The organism is Pseudomonas sp. NBRC 111139, from assembly GCF_001753955.1.
In the GTDB taxonomy this organism is placed as follows: domain Bacteria; phylum Pseudomonadota; class Gammaproteobacteria; order Pseudomonadales; family Pseudomonadaceae; genus Aquipseudomonas; species Aquipseudomonas alloputida.
Map to the genome: position 1 here is coordinate 40,800 of NZ_BCBP01000053.1, position 22,666 is coordinate 63,465.

Genomic DNA, 22,666 nt, shown 5'->3' on the forward strand with positions numbered 1-22,666 from the left:
GCGTACCGTGCCGGGCCTGGCTTCGCGAGAAGCCATGCCGCGCGGTTCGCGGCTTGTAGCTTGTAGCTGATAAGGAATCTTTTATGACCCAGAAATTCGACGTAGTGGTAATCGGTGCAGGCCCAGGCGGCTATGTAGCTGCCATCAAGGCCGCACAACTTGGTCTGAAGACTGCCTGTATCGAGAAGTACACCGACGCCGAGGGCAAGCTGGCCCTGGGCGGCACCTGCCTGAACGTAGGTTGCATTCCTTCCAAGGCGCTGCTGGACAGCTCCTGGAAATACAAGGAAGCCAAAGAGAGCTTCAACGTCCACGGTATCTCCACTGGCGAAGTGAAGATGGACGTGGCCGCGATGGTTGGCCGCAAGGCCGGCATCGTCAAGAACCTGACCGGTGGCGTTGCCACCCTGTTCAAGGCCAACGGCGTCACTTCGATCCAGGGCCACGGCAAGCTGCTGGCCGGCAAGAAAGTCGAAGTCACCAAAGCTGACGGCACCACCGAAGTCATCGAAGCCGAGAACGTGATCCTGGCTTCCGGCTCGCGCCCGATCGACATTCCGCCGGCCCCGGTCGACCAGAACGTCATCGTCGACTCCACCGGCGCCCTGGAATTCCAGGCCGTACCGAAGCGCCTGGGCGTTATCGGTGCAGGCGTGATCGGCCTGGAGCTGGGCTCGGTATGGGCTCGCCTGGGTGCTGAAGTGACCGTCCTGGAAGCCCTGGACACCTTCCTGATGGCTGCCGACACCGCCGTGTCGAAAGAAGCCCAGAAGACCCTGACCAAGCAAGGCCTGGACATCAAGCTGGGCGCTCGCGTCACCGGCTCGAAAGTCAACGGCAATGAAGTAGAAGTGACCTACACCAACGCCGAAGGCGAGCAGAAGATCACCTTCGACAAGCTGATTGTTGCCGTCGGCCGTCGCCCGGTGACTACCGATCTGCTGGCTGCCGACAGCGGCGTGACCATCGACGAGCGTGGCTACATCTTCGTCGACGATTACTGCGCCACCAGCGTTCCTGGCGTGTACGCCATCGGTGACGTGGTACGCGGCATGATGCTGGCCCACAAGGCTTCGGAAGAGGGCATCATGGTCGTTGAGCGCATCAAGGGCCACAAGGCCCAGATGAACTACGACCTGATCCCATCGGTCATCTACACCCACCCGGAAATCGCGTGGGTCGGCAAGACCGAACAGGCCTTGAAGGCCGAGGGCGTTGAGGTTAACGTGGGCACCTTCCCGTTCGCGGCCAGCGGCCGTGCGATGGCTGCCAACGACACCGGTGGTTTCGTCAAGGTCATCGCCGATGCCAAGACCGACCGCGTTCTGGGTGTTCACGTGATTGGCCCATCGGCTGCCGAACTGGTGCAGCAGGGCGCAATCGCAATGGAATTCGGCACCAGTGCCGAGGATCTGGGCATGATGGTCTTCAGCCATCCAACCCTGTCCGAAGCGTTGCATGAAGCAGCGCTGGCGGTGAATGGCGGCGCCATTCACGTGGCCAACCGTAAGAAGCGTTAATTATAAGAAACCACGGCGGGCTGCCCGTCGTGAGTCTTGCGTGCATGACTCACCGCGGAAAGTCCGCCGGACCGGATCACACGGGAAACCCGGGGTCAACGGTCACAGGTGGTGCGGCGCCACTGATGGCGCAGCGCCGAAGCGCAGTACCTAACGAAGACGGTAAAAAGCATGAATCTTCACGAGTATCAGGGTAAGCAGCTGTTCGCTGAATACGGCCTGCCAGTTTCCAAGGGTTTCGCAGTCGACACCCCTGAGCAAGCTGCAGAAGCCTGCGACAAGATCGGCGGGAACGAGTGGGTTGTAAAAGCCCAGGTTCACGCGGGTGGTCGCGGTAAAGCGGGCGGCGTAAAGCTGGTTCGCAGCAAGGAAGACGCCAAGGCGTTCGCTGCACAGTGGTTGGGCAAGAATCTGGTTACCTACCAGACCGATGCCAACGGTCAACCCGTCTCCAAGATTCTGGTCGAATCCTGCACTGACATCGCCAAAGAGCTGTACCTGGGCGCTGTAGTCGATCGTTCGAGCCGCCGTATCGTGTTCATGGCTTCCACCGAAGGTGGCGTGGACATCGAGAAAGTCGCTCACGAAACGCCTGAGAAAATCCTCAAGGCCACCATCGACCCACTGGTCGGCGCTCAGCCGTTCCAGGGTCGCGAGCTGGCTTTCCAGCTGGGCCTGGAAGGCAAGCAAGTTCAACAGTTTGCCAAGATCTTCGTTGGCCTGGCCAAGCTGTTCAAGGATCATGACCTGGCGCTGCTGGAAGTGAACCCGCTGGTGATCAAGGCCGATGGCGACCTGCACTGCCTCGATGCCAAGATCAACATCGACGCCAACGCCATGTACCGTCAGCCGAAGCTGAAAACCTTCCACGACCCGTCGCAGGACGACGCCCGTGAAGCCCACGCTGCCAAGTTCGAACTGAACTACGTTGCCCTTGAAGGCAACATCGGCTGCATGGTCAACGGTGCCGGCCTGGCCATGGGTACCATGGACATCGTCAACCTGCACGGCGGCAAGCCGGCCAACTTCCTCGACGTTGGCGGTGGTGCTACCAAAGAGCGCGTTACCGAAGCGTTCAAGATCATTCTGTCCGACAGCAATGTCGCGGCCGTTCTGGTCAACATCTTCGGCGGCATCGTTCGCTGCGACATGATTGCCGAAGGCATCATTGGTGCAGTGAAAGAAGTCGGCGTTAAAGTTCCGGTCGTCGTTCGCCTCGAAGGCAACAACGCCGAACTGGGCGCTAAAGTACTGGCAGAAAGCGGTTTGAACATCATTGCGGCAACCAGCCTGACCGACGCTGCTCAACAAGTTGTCAAAGCTGCGGAGGGCAAGTAATGAGCGTCCTGATCAATAAAGATACCAAAGTCATCTGCCAGGGCTTCACCGGCTCGCAGGGTACTTTCCACTCCGAACAGGCCATTGCCTACGGCACCAAGATGGTCGGCGGCGTAACCCCAGGCAAGGGTGGCACCACCCACCTGGGCCTGCCGGTGTTCAACACCGTCAAGGAAGCCGTGGAAGCTACCGGCGCTGACGCTTCGGTCATCTACGTACCGGCTCCGTTCTGCAAAGACTCGATCCTGGAAGCTGCCTTTGGCGGCATCAAGCTGATCGTCTGCATCACCGAAGGCATTCCTACCCTGGACATGCTGGATGCCAAGGTCAAGTGCGACGAGCTGGGCGTGACCCTGATCGGCCCTAACTGCCCAGGTGTCATCACCCCGGGCGAGTGCAAGATCGGCATCATGCCAGGCCACATCCACTTGCCAGGCAAGGTCGGTATCGTTTCGCGTTCCGGCACCCTGACCTACGAAGCTGTGAAGCAGACCACCGACGCCGGCTTCGGCCAGTCGACCTGCGTCGGCATCGGCGGTGACCCGATCCCGGGCTCCAACTTCATCGACATCCTGAAGCTGTTCCAGGAAGACCCGAAGACCGAAGCGATCGTGATGATCGGTGAGATCGGCGGTTCGGCTGAAGAAGAAGCCGCGGCCTACATCAAGGCCCACGTCACCAAGCCTGTCGTTTCCTACATCGCCGGTGTTACCGCACCTGCGGGCAAGCGCATGGGCCACGCTGGCGCCATCATCTCCGGTGGCAAGGGTACTGCGGACGAGAAGTTCGCCGCCCTGCAGGACGCGGGTGTGAAAACCGTGCGTTCGCTGGCTGACATCGGCAAGGCCCTGGCCGAGCTGACTGGCTGGGAAGCCAAGAAGTAATACTGCTACACCCCCCACGCGCACAGAGGCCACCTTCGGGTGGCCTTTGTCGTATGTGGGGTTCGTAGGAGCGGGTTTACCCGCGAAGAGGCCGGTGCTGGCGATAGAGATTCTTCGACAGGTTTAATAGGAATTTTCACGCAGACGAATGTTTCAATCCGAGGATAATGCCTGCTGTCCTCGGTCGCGCAGACGACAAACATGTACGCACATCGGACAAGCAGCACTGTGCCAGTGCGTTTGACTGACAAAACAGTTACATTACGCGTTCACTCTGTGCCCGTACCCCAAAAGGGAACGACACGCTAAACGGGTCTGGCCTATCAAGCCGGGCAGCATTTCCCCTTACCCAAAGGGAAATCCCCTCTCGAATCCCGATTTCAGCAGTGTGGTACTACCTTAAATGAAAGTTCTCAAAGGCCAGGATATCCTGGCGCTTGGCTTTATGACGTTTGCGCTTTTCGTGGGTGCAGGCAATATCATCTTCCCGCCTATCGTCGGCCTGCAGTCTGGCCCGCATGTATGGATGGCTGCACTGGGCTTCCTGGTGACTGCCGTCGGCCTGCCGGTCATCACCGTGGTCGCCCTGGCCAAGGTCGGTGGCGGCATGGATGCCCTGAGCAGCCCGATCGGCAAGTTCTTCGGTGGCTTGCTGGCTGCTGTGTGCTACCTGTCGGTAGGCCCACTGTTCGCCACCCCGCGTACCGCGACCGTGTCGTTCGAAGTGGGCGTTGCACCGCTGACCGGTGAAAGCCCGCTGGCGCTGTTCATCTACAGCCTGGTGTACTTCATCGTCGTGCTGGCCGTGTCCATGTACCCTGGCAAGTTGCTCGACACCGTGGGCCGCTTCCTGGCACCGTTGAAGATCATTGCCCTGGCCGTACTGGGCATCGCTGCCTTCGCCTTGCCCGCCGGTACCATCGGTGACGCACAGCCTGCCTATGCCGCCGCTGCGTTCTCCAAGGGCTTCTCCGATGGCTACCTGACCATGGATACCCTGGGTGCCCTGGTGTTCGGTATCGTCATTGTCAATGCCATTCGCTCGCGCGGTGTCGAGTCGCCGAGGCTGATTACCCGCTACGCCATCATCGCCGGCCTGATCGCCGGTGTCGGGCTGGCCCTGGTTTACATCAGCCTGTTCCGCCTGGGTGCCACCAGCCACGACATCGCGGCGGACGCCACCAACGGTGCGGCGGTGCTGCATGCCTACGTACAGCACACCTTCGGCTCCCTGGGCAGCGGCTTCCTGGCCGTGCTGATCGCGCTGGCCTGCCTGGTGACCGCGGTTGGCCTGACCTGTGCCTGCGCCGAGTACTTCAGCCAGATCCTGCCGCTGTCGTACCGCGCGCTGGTGGTGATCCTCGCCGGCTTCTCGCTGCTGATTTCCAACCTTGGCCTGACCAAGCTGATCATGTTCTCGATCCCGGTGCTCACCGCCATCTATCCGCCGTGCATCGTGGTGGTTGGCCTGAGCTTCGTGAAAGACCTGTGGAACTCGCCAACGCGCATCCTGGCACCGGTGATGCTGGTGTCGCTGTTGTTCGGCATGGTCGATGCGATCAAGGGCAGCAGCCTTGCCCACGTGTTGCCAGACTTCATGGCGCACCTGCCATTGAGTGATGCCGGCATGGCCTGGCTGGTACCTTCGGTGGTGACCCTGGTGGGTGCCGTGGCCTGCGACCGCATGCTCGGCAAGCCGCGCGAGGCGCTGGCCTGACCGGACAAGTCGAAGCCTGAGGGCGGCACCGGCCACAAGCCGAAGGGTGCCCGCCAAGGGTGAAAACAAGAGAGCCCCGTCTCCGAAAGGATGCGGGGCTTTTTGCTGTTTGCCTGTTTCGGCCGCTTCGCAGCAGGTAATGCATTTTTCAGTGTGCAGGTGTGCCTTTTGCCGCTTGCCAGCGTCGAAATCCGGTCCCTATCCTTTAGGCACATGGCCCTTTCGGTAACCCTGCATGAACTTCATCCAAAGCAACCTCAACAACCTGCTGGCCATCGCCTGGTTCGCCCTGTGCTGGGGTGGCTATACCCGCTATGCGATCTGGAAGGGGCGCGACACCGCGTGCCTGGCCAGTGTGCTGCACTTGTACCGCGAAGACTGGATGCGCCGCATGCTGCTGCGCGACAACCGCATCGCTGATGCCAGCGTGATCGGTAACCTGGAGCGCAACGCTTCGTTCTTTGCCTCCAGCACCCTGATCATTCTGGCTGGCATCCTCACCGTGCTCGGTGCCTCCGACCGGGCACTGTCGTTGCTGGCCGACCTGCCGCTGGTTCAGCAAACATCCCAGGGAATGTCGGAGATCAAGCTGCTGTGCCTGGCCATGGTATTTGTCTATGCCTTCTTCACGTTCAGCTGGTGCATGCGCCAATACAACTTTGCCGCCGTGCTGGTGGGGTCGGCGCCGATGATCGGCGAACGGCTGGTCAATGAGCTGGAGCGCAAGGCGTTCGCCTCCCGCGCGGCGCGGGTGCTGTCACTGGCCGCCAACCAGTTCAACTTCGGCCTGCGCTCGTATTACTTCGGCATGGCCATGCTGACCTGGTTCATCAGCCCTTGGCTATTCATGGTGGTGAGTGTGGGCGTGGTATTGATCCTGTACCGCCGTGAGTTCCATTCCGATGTACTGGAAGTGATGGTCTTCACGCCCACTGAAAGCGCCCCCACGGACGCGGGCAAGGAAAGCGCCGCTGGCAACGCTTGACCCGATCAGGGGGGGCGCCGCCGGGTTGTCTAGCGGCTGCCAACCTGCGCCTGCAGCCAGGCAACTGTCGCCGGCGAGGCCTGGCTGAGGGGAATCGAAGCCTGGTGCACGCTGCCATCCCAGCCTTCCATGGTGATCCACAATTCAGCGTTGGGTCGGGTCTTGGCCGGAACCGGGACGGAAGCGCCCATGCTGTAGGGTGAACCGAAGAAGATGCTCCCGGCCGCGCGCAGGCTGCGTGGCTTACCCACCCGCAGGTAGGTGGCCTTCACTTCGCCGATACAGTGGTTGCACAGCGCCGCACTGAAACTCTTGAAATACCCGGCCGGGCCTTCCTGGCGAGGCGCCGACGCACGGAATTCGGCCAGGCGCAGGCTCCATGGGCCCACTGCGACCACACCCGCCTCACGCTCACCCAGCCCGGCTTCACCTTTGAACAACGCCTGGTCGGCAAAATACCTGGGCATGAACCACAAGGGGATGAGTATCAGCAGGATGTTCAGGTGAAAGCGCCATTTCAGCCACAGGCGGCGTGAGGCCGAAGGTGCGTCGGTGGTGGTGGCTCGGCTCATCGGGCGGTCTCCGGCAGGTGGGCGTCTTGCGCGGCGTTGGCCGTTGGTGCGCTGCGCGGCTTGCGTTTCAGTGCGGCTGCAGTGGCCTGTGCGGTGCGCTTGCTCCAGATCAACAGGCCGCTGAGCACCATCAAGGTCAGCACCAGGCCAAAAACGAACCAGATCATCTTGACCCACAGTCCGCCGAAGTCGCCTGTGTGCAACGGGCGCATGGATTCGGTGACGAACTCCAACGACGTGCGATCATCCAGGGTGTGCGAGGTGGCGACCACGCCTGTGTACGGGTTGATGCTGGCGCTCTGGAACATCAGCGGGTACCAGCCGCGGCCACGGATGTTGAAGGTGTCATAGGCATTGCCGGGCAGGCGCACGAAGGATGCCTCGAAGCCGGGGATCTGCGCCTTCACCGTTTCGATGGCATGCTCCAGGCTGACCAGCCGGGGCGCTTCGCCAGCCTGCAGCAGCGGTACGTCCTCGCGGGCCACCACGGCGGGGACGTCGCGGCTTGAGATCGAGATGTGGTTGTCGGCCAGCAACGCCTGGATCAGGAACCAGGTGCCGGTGATCGCGATCACGGCAATGAACCAGATCGACCAGATACCGCTCAGGCGATGGAAGTCACCCCAGAAGATGCGCGCACCTTGGCGAAAGCGCAGGGTAGGTTTCAGAAAGCCTTTCCAGAAGCGCTTGTAGACGACCAGGCCGGTGACCAGCGAGGCAAGCATCGGCAAGCCCAGCAGCGAGACCAGGTACCACCCCCACGGGTAGCCGTTGCCGAAAGGTACCAGCCACCAGCCATGCAAGGCGCGAGTGAACTGGCGGAAGTCGAAGGAAGGGCTGATGCCCTGGATCTTGCCTGTATAGGGGTTCACGTAGAGGTTCTGGGTGGTGTTGTCCGGTTGCACCACCTGCACCTGCAGCGCGAAGTGCGACTCGTCCGGGCGCATGATGTATTGCACATCCAGATCGGGGCGGGCTTCACGCAGGGCCTTGAGCACCTGGTCGTAAGTCAGCAGTGGCGCATCATCGCTCGGCTTCGCCGCGCGTATCTCCGGTTTGGCCAGCCACACCAGCTCTTGGCTGACCACTGCCAGGGTGCCGGTGAAGCAGACGATCAGCACGAAGAACCAGATGGGCAGGGCCAGCCAGCTGTGAACCAGGAACCAGAGTTTCGAGCGTGACTTTTTGGACATAGGGGCCGGTGCCTTGTGGTTTGGGGGGCTTGCGCGTCGATCCCTCGCGGTATGAGGAAAATCCCGCCGGTACCCTTATGACGCGCGAGGGCAGGCAAACCGGAAAACCGTCTGTCATGGCGAACCCCAGGCCCCCGCTGAGCCTGCCTTTGCCGGTGGCCGTGACGGGTTAATTTTCCCGGTGTTCCATCCGTTTCGTAGGGATAGCCGAGTTGTTACTCGAAACCCATGTGCACGGATGAAACCCGATGAATGTTGAGAAGTCCCTGAAGCTCGCCCGCCGTTTCATTGAGCTGCCGGTGGAAAAGCGGCGGCTGTTTCTCGAAACCCTGGCCAGCGAGGGTATCGACTTTTCACAATTCCCGATCCCTGCGGACGTCGCCGTCGACGATCGCCATGCACTGTCCTATGCCCAGCAGCGCATGTGGTTTCTGTGGCAACTGGACCCACACGGTGCCGCCTACAACCTGCCCAGTGCGGTGGTGTTGAAAGGGGCGCTGGACACCTCGGCGGTACAGCGCGCGTTCGAGCAGGTACTGCAGCGTCACCAGGCCCTGCGTACTGTGTTCCAGACCCAGGGTGACGACGTGGTGCAAGTGGTGCAGCCAGCGGCCATCGTCATTGAAGAACACGACCTTCAGGCGCTGGCCGCCGAGGCCCGCGACGCCGCCGTCGCGCAGGCGGTGCGGGACGAAGCCGGTTTGCCCTTCGACCTCCAGCAGGGCCCGCTGTTTCGCGTACGCTTGTTGAAGCTGGCGGCACAGGAGCATGTGCTGCTGTTGACCCTGCACCATATCGTCGCCGACGGCTGGTCGATGAACGTGCTCATCCAGGAATTCGTCCACGGCTACGACGCCTTGGTTCGCGGGCAGGTGCCGGTGCTGCCTGAGTTGCCGATCCAGTACAGTGACTATGCGCTGTGGCAGCGGCGTTGGCTGGAGGCCGGGGAGCAGGCGCGACAGATGGCTTACTGGCAGGCCAAGCTGGGCGACCAGCACCCGGTATTGCAGTTGCCTGCCGACTACCCGCGCCCGCTGCATGCCAGCCGCCAGGGCCAGCGCCTGCCCATCGCGGTGCCACAGGGCCTGAGCGAGCGCCTGGCGGGCCTGGCGCGTCAGCAAGGGGTCACCTTGTTCAGTGTGCTGTTGGCCGGTTTCAAGCTGCTTTTGCAACATTACAGTGGCCTGCAGGACATCCGTGTCGGGGTGCCGGTCGCCAACCGCAATCGCGAAGAAGTCGAGGGGCTGATTGGCGTATTCGTCAACACCCAGGTGTTGCGCACCGAGCTCGACCCGCAGATGTCCGTCGCCCAATTGCTGGCCGATATCCGCGAAACCACCCGCGCGGCCCAGAGCCACCAGGATTTGCCGTTCGAGCGTTTGGTCGAAGGCCTGCAAGTCGAGCGCAGCCTCAGCCACACGCCGTTGTTCCAGGTGTTGCACAACCATCAGGCGAACGTCGCCGACATCGGCGCCTTGCGCAGCGAATCAGGCCTTGAGCTGCACGTGCTGGAGCGTCACGAGCGCAGTGTCCAGTTCGAGCTCACCCTCGATACCGTGGAGCGCGACGGCCAGGTGCAGGCCGCCTTCACCTATGCCCGCGAATTGTTCGCCCCGGCCACCATCGAACGTATGGCGAGCCATTGGCTGAACCTGTTGCAGGCCATGGCCGCCGACCCGCTGGCGGCCATCGGCGATTTGCCGCTGCTGGGTGCCGGCGAGCGGCAGCGGCTGCTGCAGGCCAGCCAACCGGCCGCCAGCGAGTTCGCCGTCGACAACATACTTGCGCTGTTCGCCGCGCAGGTGGCGCAGCAGCCGCAGGCCCCGGCACTGGTGTTCGGCGACCGGCAACTGAGCTATGCCGAACTCGATGCCGATGCCAACCGGCTGGCACACCAACTGATCGAGTGGGGCGTCGGGCCTGAAGTACGGGTGGGTATTGCAGTCGAACGGTCGGTGGAGATGATCGTTGGCCTGCTGGCCATCCTCAAGGCCGGCGGTGCCTATGTGCCGTTCGACCCCGAATACCCGCAAGAGCGGCTTGCCTACATGCTCGACGACAGCGGTGTTCAACTGCTGCTGACCCAGCAGGCGCTGCTGCCCCGTCTACCGCAGGACACACAAGTGCGCTACCTGGTGCTCGACCAGGCAGCAGAGGAGCTGGCGCGCTTCAGTACGACGGCTCCGCCTGCACAGTTGAATGCCGATAACCTGGCCTATGTCATCTATACCTCGGGCTCTACCGGGCGTTCGAAGGGTGTCACCATCAGCCATGGCGCCCTGGCCAACTACGTGCAGGCGGCCTTGCAGCGCCTGGCGCTGGGCCGGGTCGCGAGCATGGCGGTGGTTTCCACGCTGGCGGCCGACCTTGGCCATACCACCCTGTTCGGCGCACTGTGCAGCGGCAGCTGCCTGCATGTGATTGCCCTGGACATCAGCCTGGACGCCGAGCGTTTCGCCGCCTACATGCACGCACACGCCGTGGACGTGCTGAAAATTGTCCCTTCCCACCTGCAGGCATTGCTCGATGGCCCGCACCCGGCCCGGGCACTGCCGCAGCGTGCGCTGGTGCTGGGCGGCGAGGCTTGCCCCGCCGGGCTGATGGCACAACTGGCGCAGCTGGCCCCGCACTGCACGCTGTTCAACCATTACGGCCCAACCGAAACCACCGTGGGCGCGCTCGCTGATGCGGTCGAGGCGCCACCGGCGACCGGGCGTGCGCCGCTTGGGCGGCCGTTGGCCAACATGCAGGCTTATGTGCTGGACGCTTCGCTGCAACCGCTGAGCACCGGTTGCCAGGGCGAACTGTATCTTGCCGGTGCAGGGGTGGCGCGAGGCTATCACCGCCGCGCGGCGATGACCGCTGAACGCTTCGTGCCCAACCCGTTCGGGGCCGCCGGTAGCCGGGTGTACCGTACCGGCGATCTGGCGCGGCAGTTGGCGAACGGCCAGGTCGATTACCTGGGGCGGGTCGACCATCAGGTGAAGATTCGCGGTTACCGCATCGAACTGGGTGAAATCACCGACACCCTCAAGCGCCAGCCCCGTGTGCACGACGCCGTGGCCGTTATCCACGGCACCGGCAGCGCGGCCCGTATCGTCGCCTACGTGGTGCCCGACAGCCAGGCCGACGCCCCGCAGGTGCTTGCCGACGTACAAGCGGCGCTGGCCAGGCAGTTGCCGGACTACATGCTGCCGAGCCGCTTCATGGCATTGCCCGGCATGCCACTGACACTCAACGGCAAGCTCGATTTACGCGCCTTGCCGGTGCCTGACGAAGGCCCGGCACAGGCCTACCGTGCCCCGCAGACCACCTTGCAGCAGCAGCTGGCGCTGATCTGGCAGGACGTGCTGAACGTTGCCCAGGTCGGGCTTGACGACAACTTCTTCGCCCTGGGTGGGCATTCCCTGCTGGCGACGCAGATCATCGCCCGGGTCCGGCGCATCCTGGGGCGTGACGTACCGTTGCGCAGCCTTTTCGAAAGCAACTCGCTACAGGGCTTTGCCGAACAGGTACTGGGCGCTGGCGCGCAGCACGTCGAGCCGATCGCAGCGGTGCCGCGTGACCAGCCCCTGGTCGCGTCGCACGCCCAGCAGCGGCAATGGCTGTTCTGGCAGATGCAGCCGCACAGCACCGCCTACCACACACCTATGGTCGTGCGCCTGCGCGGCGAACTGGATCGTGCCGCATTGACCCAGGCCTTCGCGATCCTCTGCGAACGCCATGAAGCCTTCCGCACGACGTTCGTCGAGCGCGATGGCGTGTTGCTGCAGCGCATTCAGCCTGCGGGTGAATTACCGCTGGCCTGGGACCGACTGCCGGCAACGGCCGAGCTGGCACAGATACAGGCTCAGGTACTGGCCGAGACCCAGCGGCTGTTCGACCTGGGCACCGGCCCGTTGTGGCGCGCCAAGGTGCTGCAGTTGGGCGAGCAGGACCAGTTGCTGGTGGTCACCTTGCACCACATCATTTCCGATGGTGGTTCGATGAGCGTGATGGTGCGTGAGTTCGTTGCCCTGTACCAGGCCTTGCACCGGGGCGAGGCGCCGGCATTGGCCAAGCTGCCGATCCAGTACGCCGATTACGCCGCCTGGCACAAGCACTGGCTCGACCAGGGCGAGCTCCAGCGCCAGCTGGACTACTGGCGCGGGCAGCTGGGAAGCGAGCAGCCCATCCTGGAATTGCCAATCGACCACCCGCGCAGCGCGCTGAAAGACCACCGGCTGGGGCGCGTCGCGTTCGCCCTGGACAGCGAACTGGCGCAGCGCTTGCGGCAGTTGGCACGTGAGCATGAGCTGACCCTGTTCCAGCTGTTCCTCGGGGCTTTTGCCCTGTTGTTGCAACGCTACTGCGAACAACCCGATGTGCGCATCGGCATACCGGTGAGCAACCGTAGCCGGCAAGAGCTGGAAAACGTCCTGGGCTTTTTCGTCAATACCCTGGTCATGCGCGTCGAAGTCGACCCGGCCATGAGCGGCGCGGCGCTGCTCAGCCAGGTCAAGGCCACGGCGCTGGCCGGCCAGGCGCATCAGGACCTGCCGTTCGACCGCCTGGTCGAGGCCTTGAACCCGCAACGCTCGCTGGACCGCAACCCGCTGTTCCAGGTGATGTACAACCACCTCAGCATTGCCGGCCAGCAGGTGGGCAGCACCAGCCTGGCAGGTTTGCATGCCGAGGAAATGACCCTGAAGGGTGGCACCGCGCAATTCGACCTGACCCTGGAAACGCTGGAGACCGACGCGGCGATCAACGTGTCGTTCCTCTACGCTGCCGAGCTGTTCGAAGCCGCTACCCTGCAACGCATGGCTGAGCACTGGTGCAACTTGCTGCGCGGCCTGGCCGCCGACCCAGCCCAGGCTGTCGGCGAGCTGCCGTTGCTGGCGCCGCAGGAGCAGGCGGCCCTGTTGCAGGGCTGGCAACAGGCGGGGCTTGCGGCCGCGCCGGCGGCGGTTCACCAGCTGATTGCCGAGCAGGCCCGGCGCCAACCGCAAGCGGTAGCGCTGCTGATCGGCGACCAGCAACTGAGCTACGGCCAGCTTGAGGCCCGGGCCAACCAGCTGGCACACCGCCTGCGGGCGCTGGGTGTCGGCCCCGACGTGCTGGTGGGCATCGCCCTGGAGCGTTCGCTCGACATGGTTGTCGGTTTGCTGGGCATTCTCAAGGCCGGGGGCGCGTTCCTGCCGCTTGACCCTCAGTACCCGGCAGAGCGCCTGGCCTACATGATGCAGGACAGCGGCATCGACCTGTTGCTCAGTCACAGCCGGGTGCTGTCGGGCCTGGACGTGCAGGCCGGCATGCGTACGCTGCTGCTCGACCAACGGGTTGAGCAGCCGGGCGCCGAACATGCACCCACCGTGGCATTGAACCCACAGAACCTGGCCTACGTGATCTACACCTCGGGTTCTACCGGCCAGCCCAAAGGCGTTGCGGTCGCACACGGGCCGCTGGCCATGCACTGCCTGGCCACTGGCCAATGGTACGAAATGACCCCGGCGGACCGTGAGCTGCATTTCCTGTCGTTTGCCTTCGACGGTGCCCATGAACGCTGGCTGACCTCGCTGGTCATGGGGGGCAGCCTGCTGCTGCGCGACGATGAGCTGTGGAGCCCCGAGCGCACCTACGAGGAGATACGCCGGCATGGGGTGACCATGGCCGGATTCCCGCCGGCCTACCTGCAACAGCTGGCCGAGCATGCGGCGCATGCCGGTAACCCTCCACCGGTTCGTCTTTACAGCTTTGGCGGCGATGCCATGCCGCGGGCGACTTACGAGCGGGTGCAGCAAAGCCTGCAACCCCAGGTGATGATCAATGGGTATGGCCCCACCGAGACCGTGGTCACGCCGATGGTCTGGCGTACCCGCGCCGGGGATCATTGCGACAGCGCCTATGCACCGATCGGCCAGCCTGTCGGCGAGCGCAGTGCGTGTGTGCTGGACGCCGCCCTGGGCCTGCTGCCAGCAGGCGTGGCCGGGCAGCTGTACCTGGGCGGTGCCGGCCTGGCCCGCGGCTACCTGGGGCGTCCGGGGCTGACGGCCGAGCGCTTCGTGCCCGACCCGTTTGGCACCGAGGGTGCGCGCCTGTACCGCACCGGTGACCAGGTTCGCCTGCGCGCCGACGGGCAGTTCGATTACCTGGGGCGGATCGATAACCAGGTAAAAATCCGCGGCTTCCGTGTCGAACTGGGCGAAATCGAGGCGTGCCTGCTGGCCTGCGCCGAGGTGCGCGAGGCCGTGGTGGTAGCCGTCGACGGCCCAAGCGGCAAGCAGCTGGCGGCTTATCTGGTGGTGGCCGATAGCATTGCCGCACACGGGCCGGCCGAGCAGCGCGAGCAACTGAAGGCGGCGCTGCGCCAGAGCCTGCCGGACTACATGCTGCCGACCCACTGGCTGGTGCTTGAGCAACTGCCGTTGCTGCCCAATGGCAAGCTCGACCGCAAAGCACTGCCGGCACCCGACTTCAGCGCCCTGCAGCAGGCCTACGTGGCGCCACGCAATGCCCTGGAGCAGCGTCTTGCCGCGTTGTGGCAGCGCGTGCTGAAGCTGCCGCAGGTGGGCGTGAGTGACAACTTCTTCGAGCTCGGGGGCGACTCGATCATCTCGATCCAGCTGGTCAGTCGGGCGCGTCAGGATGGCCTGCTGTTCAGTGCCCGTGATCTGTTCGAGCATCAGACCGTGGCCGCACTGGCCAGCGTTGCCCAGGTCGGCGCATGCGAGGTGCAAGCCGACCAGGGGCCGCTCAGTGGCGAGCAGGTGCTGCTACCGGTGCACCAGCTGTTCTTTGCCCAGGAGATCCCGGCACGTCACCACTGGAACCAGTCGATCCTGCTTGAACCACGGCAGCCTTTGAACGCTGCTGATCTGGAGCGGGCCCTGCACGCCCTGGTCGAGCACCATGATGCCTTGCGCCTGAGCTTTGCGCCCGCCGATGACAGCTGGAAGGCGCGCTACCGCAGCCCTGCCCAGTGCGCCCAGGCGGCGCTGCTGTGGCAGGCCGCGGTGGATTATGAAGGTGGGTTGCACACTTTGCTCGAGCAAGCGCAGCGCAGCCTTGACCTGGAAAACGGGCCATTGCTGCGTGCCTTGCTGGCAACGCTGGCGGACGGCAGCCAGCGGTTGCTGTTGGTCGTTCATCACCTGGTGGTGGATGGGGTGTCATGGCGCATTCTGCTGGAGGACCTGCAACAGGCCTACGCTGCCGTGCTTGCGGGTAACCAGCCGAACCTGCCCGCCAAGAGCCATTCCATGCAGGCATGGGCCAAGCGCTTGCAGGGGCATGCAGCGCACATGCAGGGCCAGCTTGGCTACTGGTGCGAGCAGTTGCAGGGGCGCGCCGCACTGCCACGTCGGCAGGTCAGCGACCTGGCCGCAGCCAATCAGCAGTGCCACGCCCACACGGTTTACAGCCGCCTGGACCGGGCATGGACCGAGCGGCTGCTGCGCGAGGCGCCGGCCGCCTACCGCACACGGGTCAACGACCTGCTGCTGGCAGCCTTGGTGCGGGTGATTGCCGGCTGGACCGGGCGCGACGAAGTGTCGGTGCTGCTGGAAGGTCATGGCCGTGAAGCGCTGTTCGACGACCTGGACCTCAGCCGCACGCTCGGCTGGTTCACCACGGTGTTCCCGCTGAAGCTGGCGGTGCCCAGCGAGCGTTCCCACACCTTGAAGCAGGTCAAGCAGCACCTGCACAGCATTCCCGACAACGGCATCGGTTTCGGGGTGCTGGGCCAATGGGGCAGCGCCGAGGCGCGCCAGCAACTGGGCCAGGCACCGCTGCCGGAAATCACCTTCAACTACCTGGGCCAGTTCGATGGCAGCTTCGATCAGGCCGAAGCGCTGTTCGTGCCGGCCAAGGAAGACAAGGGCGCCGATCACGACGCGCAGGCGCCGCTGGGCAACCTGTTGAGCCTCAATGGCCAGGTGTACGGCGGTGAGCTGAGCCTGGGCTGGACGTTCAGTCGCGAACTGTTCGATAGCGCCACCCTTGAGCGCCTGGCCGCAGATTACACCCGCGAGTTGCAGGCGTTGATCGAGCACTGCTGCACACCGGGGGTGTGCGGTGTAACGCCGTCCGACTTCCCGCTGGCGCGCCTGTCGCAGGCCCAGCTGGACCAACTGCCAGTGCCCGCGGCCGAGATCGCCGACCTCTATCCGCTGGCGCCGATGCAGCAGGGCATGCTGTTCCACGCCTTGTACGAGCAGCAGGCGGGGGATTACGTGAACCAGATGCGCGTCGATGTCGACGGCCTGGATGTCGAGCGTTTCCGCCGTGCCTGGGAGGCTGTACTGCAGCGCCACGATATCTTGCGCACGCAGTTCCACTGGGAACACGAGCAGGCCCTGCAGGTGGTACGCAAACACGTTGAACTGCCGTTCGTGGTGCACGACTGGCAGGGGCGCGAAGGCCTTGAGGCTGCCCTTGAGCAACTGGCAGTCGACCAGCGCCAGCAGGGCTTCGACCTCAGCCAGGCGCCGTTGCTGCGCCTGGCGCTGGTGCGCACTGGTCCGGCCCGACAGCACTTGCTCTATACCAGCCATCACATCCTCATGGATGGCTGGAGCAACTCCCAGCTGTTGGGCGAAGTGCTGCACCAGTACGCCTTGCTGGGCGACGGGCAGCCCTCGGCATTGCCACCGGTCACCAGCCGCTACAGCGATTACATCGGCTGGCTGGGCCGGCAGGACGCCGCTGCCGGTGAAGCGTTCTGGAAAGACTGTCTGCGCGACCTGCAAGGGCCCACCCGCCTGGCGCAGGCCATTGCCTACGAGGCCCAGGCCGAAGCCGGGCAGGGCTACGCCGAGCATGTGCAGGTGATCGATGCCGCCACCACCGGGCAGCTGGTGGCACTGGCGCGCCAACACAAGGTCACCCTCAACACCTTGCTGCAGGGTGCCTGGCTGTTGCTGCTGCAACGCTATACCGGGCAGGACAGCGTCACGTTCGGGGCCACGGTTGCCGGGCGCCCGGCGGCGCTCAAGGGCATCGAGCAGCAGGTGGGCCTGTTCATCAACACCTTGCCGGTCACTGCCAGCCCGGCCCCGCAGCTGCCGTTCGCGCAATTCCTGCAGCAGCTGCAGGCGCAGAACGTGGCCATGCGCGAGTTCGAACACACCCCGCTGTTCGACATCCAGCGCTGGAGCGGGCAGGGCGGCGAGACCCTGTTCGACAACATCCTCGTCTTCGAGAACTACCCCGTTTCCGAAGCACTGCAGCAGGGTGCCCCGGCAGGCTTGAGCTTCGGCGAGGTCTACAGCCGCGAACAGACGCATTACCCGCTGACCTTGTCGATCAGCCAAGGGCAGACCTTGCAGTTGCACTACAGCCATGCGCTGGAGCATCTGCAGCGCCCGGCGCTGGCTGCGCTGGCGGACAACTTCCAGCATGTGCTGCAGCAGTGCCTGAGCTTGCCGCTGGACAGCTGCCTGGGCGCGTTCTGCCTGGTAGCCCCTGCCACCCGCGAAGGGCTGTTGCAGCACGTCAACCAAACGGCTGCCGAATACCCGCTGCAGCACAGTTATGCCGAGCTGTTCGAAGCGCAGGTGGCCCGTACCCCGCAGGCGGTCGTTGCGCGCTGCGGCGACCGGCAGTACAGCTACAGCGAGCTCAACCGCCGTGCCAACCGTGTGGCCCATGGGCTGATTGCGCTGGGGGTCGGGCCTGACCAGCCAGTGGCATTGCTGGCGCAGCGCAGCCTTGAGCTGCTGAGCATGATGGTGGGCACCTTCAAGGCCGCCGCCGGCTACCTGCCACTGGACCCTGGCCTGCCACAACAACGCCTGAGCCATATCGTCGCCTTGAGCCGCCCCCCGGTGTTGCTCTGCACCGAGGCTTGCCAGGCGCAGGCCGAGGCTTTGCTGGACGCACTGGACGAAGCACCGCGGCCGCAGCTGCTGGTGCTGGAAACCCTCGACCGGCCTGGCAGCGCCGAGCACGACCCGCAGCGCTACAGTGGCCCGCAGCACCTGGCGTACGTGATCTACACCTCGGGCTCGACTGGGCAGCCCAAAGGGGTAATGGTCGAGCAGGCGGGCATGCTCAACAACCAACTGAGCAAGGTGCCTTACCTGGGCCTGGGGCCGGACGACGTGATCGCCCAGACTGCGTCGCAGAGCTTCGACATCTCCGTGTGGCAGTTCCTTGCAGCGCCACTGTTTGGCGGCTGTGTACAGATCGTGCCAAACGAACTGGCCCATGATCCCGAAGCCTTGCTGCAGCAGGTGCGCGAGCAGCGCATCAGTGTGCTCGAGAGTGTGCCGTCGTTGATCCAGGGTATGTTCCAGGCCCCGGCCATTGCCGTGCCGTCGCTGCGCTGGATGCTGCCCACTGGCGAAGCGCTGGCGCCGGAGCTCGCTCGTCAATGGTTGCAGCGCTATCCCGATGTCGGGCTGGTCAATGCCTATGGGCCGGCCGAATGTTCCGATGACGTGGCGTTCTTCCGCGTCGACCTGGCGAGCACGCAAGGCGTGTACCTGCCCATTGGCAGCCCCACCGACAACAACCGCCTGTATGTGCTGGACGCCGCGCTGGAGCTGGCGCCGCTGGGCGTCACCGGAGAGCTGTGCGTGGCAGGAACCGGCGTGGGCCGTGGCTATGTCGGCGACCCACTGCGTACTGCCCAGGCCTTTATTCCGCACCCTTGCGGGGCGCCCGGCGAGCGCCTGTACCGCACTGGCGACCTGGCCCGGCGCCGTGCCGACGGCGTGCTGGAATACGTCGGCCGGGTCGATCACCAGGTCAAGATCCGCGGTTTCCGTATCGAGCTGGGCGAAATCGAAGCCGCGTTGCTCGACAGCGATCAGGTACGCGAGGCGGTGGTGATGGCCCAGCCCGGCGCCAACGGGCCGCAGTTGGTGGCCTATTGCGTGGCGGATGACGCTGTGGCTGCCGACGCGCTCAAGCAACAGCTCAAAGCCAGCCTGAAAGCCCGTCTGCCCGACTACATGGTACCCGTGCACTGGGTGCTGATGGCGCGCCTGCCGTTGACGCCGAACGGCAAGGTAGACCGCAAGGCGCTGCCGCTGCCGGACATGAGTCAGGCACGCCAGGCCTATGTTGCCCCGCGCAGTGAACTGGAGCAGCAGCTGGCCGCGATCTGGCAGGACGTGCTCAAGCTTGAGCAGGTGGGGATGGACGACAACTTCTTCGAACTGGGTGGCGATTCGATCGTTTCCATCCAGGTGGTCGGGCGCGCCCGCCAGGCCGGCATCGCCTTCAGCCCCAAAGATGTTTTCGAGCAGCAAACGGTGCAGGGCCTGGCGCGTGTCGCTCGGCGGGGTGCCGCTCAGCAGCAGATCGACCAGGGCCCGGTCAGCGGTGAGCTGCACCTGCTGCCGGCCCAGGCCGAATTCTTCGCGCTGGCTATTCCCGAGCGCCATCACTGGAACCAGTCGGTGCTGCTGGACGCCCTGCAGCCGCTGGATGCCGACCGGCTGGAACACGCCCTGCACCAGTTGGTGGTACACCATGACGGCTTGCGCCTGAAGTTCGACGAAAGCGAACAGGGCTGGCGCGCCAGCTTCGGCGAAGCACACGTGCGCCACGCGCTGTTGTGGCAGCGTGACTGTGCCGATGCGCAGGCGCTGGAGGCACTGTGCGACCAGGCCCAGGCCAGCCTGTGCCTGGGCAGCGGCGACCTGGTGCGTGCGGTGCTGGTAACGCAACCGGGCGAGTGCCAGCGCTTGTTGCTGGTGATCCATCACCTGTTGGTCGACGGGGTGTCCTGGCGAATCCTGCTGGAAGACTTGCAGCGTGCCTATCGTCAATGCGTGGCGGGCCAAACGGTGGTGCTGCCGGCCAAGACCAGTTCGCTCAGGGACTGGGCCGGGCAGTTGCAAGCCTATGCTGGCAGCGCAGGGCTTGGCAGCGAGCTGGCGTACTGGCAGGCGCAGTTGCAGCACGACCACGCCGAGCTGCCCTGCGACCACCCGGGCGCCGGGCAACAACGCCGACGTGCGCGCACGGTCAGCACGCAACTTGACCGCGAAGTGACCCGGCAGCTTCTGCAAGAGGCTCCGGCCACCTATCGTACTCAGGTCAACGACTTGCTGCTGACTGCGCTGGCGCGCGTGGTGGGTCGCTGGAGCGGCCAGGCCGCGACGCTGATTCAGTTGGAAGGGCATGGCCGCGAAGAACTGTCCGCCGACCTTGACCTCAGCCGAACCGTCGGCTGGTTCACCAGCCTGTACCCGGTGTGCCTGCGCGTCGAGGGCGAGCTGGGCGCGTCGATCAAGCAGGTCAAGGAACAGTTGCGCGCCATCCCCAACAAAGGCCTGGGTTACGGTGTACTGCGTTACCTTGGCAGTGACGAGCAGCGTCAGGCCCTGCAAGGCCTGGCAACACCACGCATCACCTTCAACTACCTGGGGCAGTTCGACGCCAGCTTCGATGGCGCCGGTGATGCCTTGCTGCAACCTTCCCGGCTGGGCGTCGGCGCCGAGCAGAGCGCTGACGCGCCGCTGGAAAACTGGCTCAGCCTCAATGGCCAGGTCTATGGCGGTGAGCTGCGCATGGGCTGGACGTTCAGCCTCGACCTGTTTGACGAACAGACCGTGCAACGCCTGGCGGACGATTACGGGCGCGAGCTGCGCAGCCTGGTCGAGCATTGCCTGCAGGCCAACGAGGCCGGTGAGCAGGGCATGACACCTTCGGACTTCCCGCTGGCGGGCCTGAGCCAGGCCCAGCTCGATGCGTTGCCGGTACCGGCGGCGCAAGTCGAAGACATCTACGCGCTGTCGCCGATGCAGCAAGGCATGCTGTTCCACTCGCTGTACGAGCAGGGCAGTGGTGACTACATCAACCAGATGCGTGCCGATGTGCAGGGGCTGGATGCCGAACGGCTGCGGGCCGCCTGGCAGGCAGTCTACGACCGCCACGAGGTGCTGCGCGCCAGTGTGCTGTGGCAGGGCCAGCAGCAACCGTTGCAGGTCATTCACAAGCACCTGGCCGTGGCGCTGGTGTACCAGGATTGGCGCGAGCGGCGGGAGCTGCCCACCGCGCTCGACCAGTTGGCCAACGCCGAACGCCTGCGCGGGTTCGACCTGGGCAAGGCGCCGCTGCAACGCATCCAGGTCATCCGCATTGGCGACGATCGCTACCACCTGATCGATACCAACCACCACATCCTCATGGACGGTTGGAGCTATTCGCAGCTGCTGGGGGAGGTACTCGAACAATACGGCGCCCAGGCCCGCGGCGAGCCTCGCCCAGCGGCGCCGGCAGGGCGCTACCGCGATTACATCGGCTGGTTGCAGCGCCAGGATGCGCAGGCCAGCGAGCAGTTCTGGAAAGCCCGCCTGGCGGACCTGGAACAGCCCACACTGCTCAGCCGCAGCCTGGCGACCGGCCAGCCATTGGCCGAAGCCGACGTGGCCGGGCAGGGGCAGGTTGTATTGCTGCGTGATCGCCAGCAAACCCGCCAGCTCAGCGATTTTGCCCGGCAGCACAAGGTCACGCTCAACACCTTGATGCAAGGGGCCTGGTTGTTGCTGTTGCAGCGTTATACCGGGCAGGCGGCGGTCGCATTCGGTGTCACCGTAGCAGGGCGTCCTGCCGAGCTGCGCGGCGTCGAAGCGCACATCGGGCTGTTCATCAACACCTTGCCGGTGGTTGCCAGCCCGCGCCCGGAACAACCCGTGGTGCAATGGCTGCAAGCGTTGCAAAGCCTCAACCTGCAATTGCGTGAACACGAACACACGCCGTTGTTCGAGATCCAGCGCTGGGCCGGTCACGGCGGCGAGGGGCTGTTCGACAGCATCATGGTGTTCGAGAACTACCCGGTCTCGGAGATCCTCCAGCAAACGGCACCCGAGGGGCTGCGTTTCGATGCGGTGCACAACCATGAGCAGGCCAACTACCCATTGACCCTGGCGGTCAACCAGGGCGAGACGCTGTCGGTGACCTTCGGCTACGACCGTGGCTGCTTCGCTGCCGTGCAGGTCGAGCAACTGGCTGGGCACCTGCGACAGTTGCTGGAGCAGATTGTCGAGGCCTCGGCGCACCAGGCGCTGGGCAGCCTGACGCTGCTCGATGCGCAACAGCAGCAGGCCACCTTCGCCCAGTGGAACCCTGCCCCCGCCGAGCACCCGGCCAACCAGGCCCTGCACAGCCGCATCGAGGCCCAGGTGCAGCGCACCCCCGATGCCATCGCTGTCACCTGCGAGGGCCAGGCCCTGAGCTATGCCCAGCTCAACCAGCGTGCCAACGCCCTGGCCCGGCGCCTGGTCGACGACGGGGTCGGGCCCGACGTGCTGGTCGGCCTGGCTGCCGAGCGCTCGCTGGACATGGTTGTTGGCATCTTCGCCATCCTCAAGGCTGGCGGTGCCTATGTGCCGCTGGACCCGGCCTACCCGGCCGACCGTTTGGCCTACATGATCGAAGACAGCGGCCTGCAGCGCGTGCTGGCACAGCCCCAGGTGCTGGCCAGCCTGCCGGTGCCGGCAGGCGTGCGCGTGCTCAGCCTGG

At 64.5% G+C, this 22,666-nt stretch carries 8 protein-coding genes; 6 read left to right on the plus strand and 2 right to left on the minus strand.

Translation table 11 applies throughout. The annotated features are described in order from the left end of the window. The first annotated feature begins 83 nt into the window (after positions 1-83). From lpdA to BJQ17_RS21090, 5 genes are all read left to right on the plus strand, one after another. Entirely contained in the window at positions 84-1,520 is a 1,437-nt protein-coding gene (gene lpdA / locus BJQ17_RS21070; RefSeq protein ID WP_003254207.1) for a dihydrolipoyl dehydrogenase, read from the plus strand. A gap of 171 nt (positions 1,521-1,691) precedes the next feature. After that, a complete protein-coding gene (gene sucC / locus BJQ17_RS21075) occupies positions 1,692-2,858 on the plus strand; it encodes an ADP-forming succinate--CoA ligase subunit beta (RefSeq protein WP_003254205.1) in 1,167 nt (388 codons plus the stop codon). Then, the gene (sucD, locus tag BJQ17_RS21080; RefSeq protein ID WP_003254203.1) at positions 2,858-3,742 is read left to right on the plus strand and encodes a succinate--CoA ligase subunit alpha; all 885 of its coding nucleotides are present in this window, start codon (positions 2,858-2,860) and stop codon (positions 3,740-3,742) included. Before sucC ends, sucD begins: the two co-directional genes overlap by 1 nt. Before the next feature lie 403 nt (positions 3,743-4,145). Further along, on the plus strand, positions 4,146-5,459 hold the full coding sequence (brnQ, locus tag BJQ17_RS21085; protein ID WP_003254201.1) for a branched-chain amino acid transport system II carrier protein: 1,314 nt from the start codon (positions 4,146-4,148) through the stop codon (positions 5,457-5,459). A 235-nt stretch (positions 5,460-5,694) separates the two neighbouring features. Further along, positions 5,695-6,444: a DUF599 domain-containing protein gene (locus tag BJQ17_RS21090; protein WP_003254200.1), complete on the plus strand. Its 750-nt coding sequence runs from the start codon at positions 5,695-5,697 to the stop codon at positions 6,442-6,444. Between the two features lie 29 nt (positions 6,445-6,473). Here the strand turns inward: BJQ17_RS21090 and BJQ17_RS21095 are convergent, their stop codons facing one another. Continuing rightward, a complete protein-coding gene (locus BJQ17_RS21095) occupies positions 6,474-7,016 on the minus strand; it encodes a thiamine pyrophosphate-binding protein (RefSeq protein WP_070096585.1) in 543 nt (180 codons plus the stop codon). After that, positions 7,013-8,209, minus strand: coding sequence for a PepSY domain-containing protein (locus BJQ17_RS21100; protein WP_003254197.1), 1,197 nt, complete (start codon positions 8,207-8,209; stop codon positions 7,013-7,015). The genes BJQ17_RS21095 and BJQ17_RS21100 overlap by 4 nt, the downstream gene beginning before the upstream one ends. Before the next feature lie 248 nt (positions 8,210-8,457). On the opposite strand from BJQ17_RS21100, the gene BJQ17_RS21105 reads away from it, so the two are divergent. After that, positions 8,458-22,666, plus strand: a 14,209-nt coding sequence (locus tag BJQ17_RS21105; RefSeq protein ID WP_070096586.1) for a non-ribosomal peptide synthetase, incomplete at its 3' end; no start/stop codon positions are given.

Bases quoted from the DNA above. Each gene is read 5' to 3' on its own strand.
- sucD (WP_003254203.1), top strand. From the start codon at position 2,858: ATGAGCGTCCTGATCAATAAAGATACCAAAGTCATCTGCCAGGGCTTC.
- brnQ (WP_003254201.1), top strand. From the start codon at position 4,146: ATGAAAGTTCTCAAAGGCCAGGATATCCTGGCGCTTGGCTTTATGACG.
- BJQ17_RS21100 (WP_003254197.1), bottom strand. From the start codon at position 8,209: ATGTCCAAAAAGTCACGCTCGAAACTCTGGTTCCTGGTTCACAGCTGG.
- sucC (WP_003254205.1), top strand. From the start codon at position 1,692: ATGAATCTTCACGAGTATCAGGGTAAGCAGCTGTTCGCTGAATACGGC.
- BJQ17_RS21095 (WP_070096585.1), bottom strand. From the start codon at position 7,016: ATGAGCCGAGCCACCACCACCGACGCACCTTCGGCCTCACGCCGCCTG.
- BJQ17_RS21090 (WP_003254200.1), top strand. From the start codon at position 5,695: ATGAACTTCATCCAAAGCAACCTCAACAACCTGCTGGCCATCGCCTGG.
- lpdA (WP_003254207.1), top strand. From the start codon at position 84: ATGACCCAGAAATTCGACGTAGTGGTAATCGGTGCAGGCCCAGGCGGC.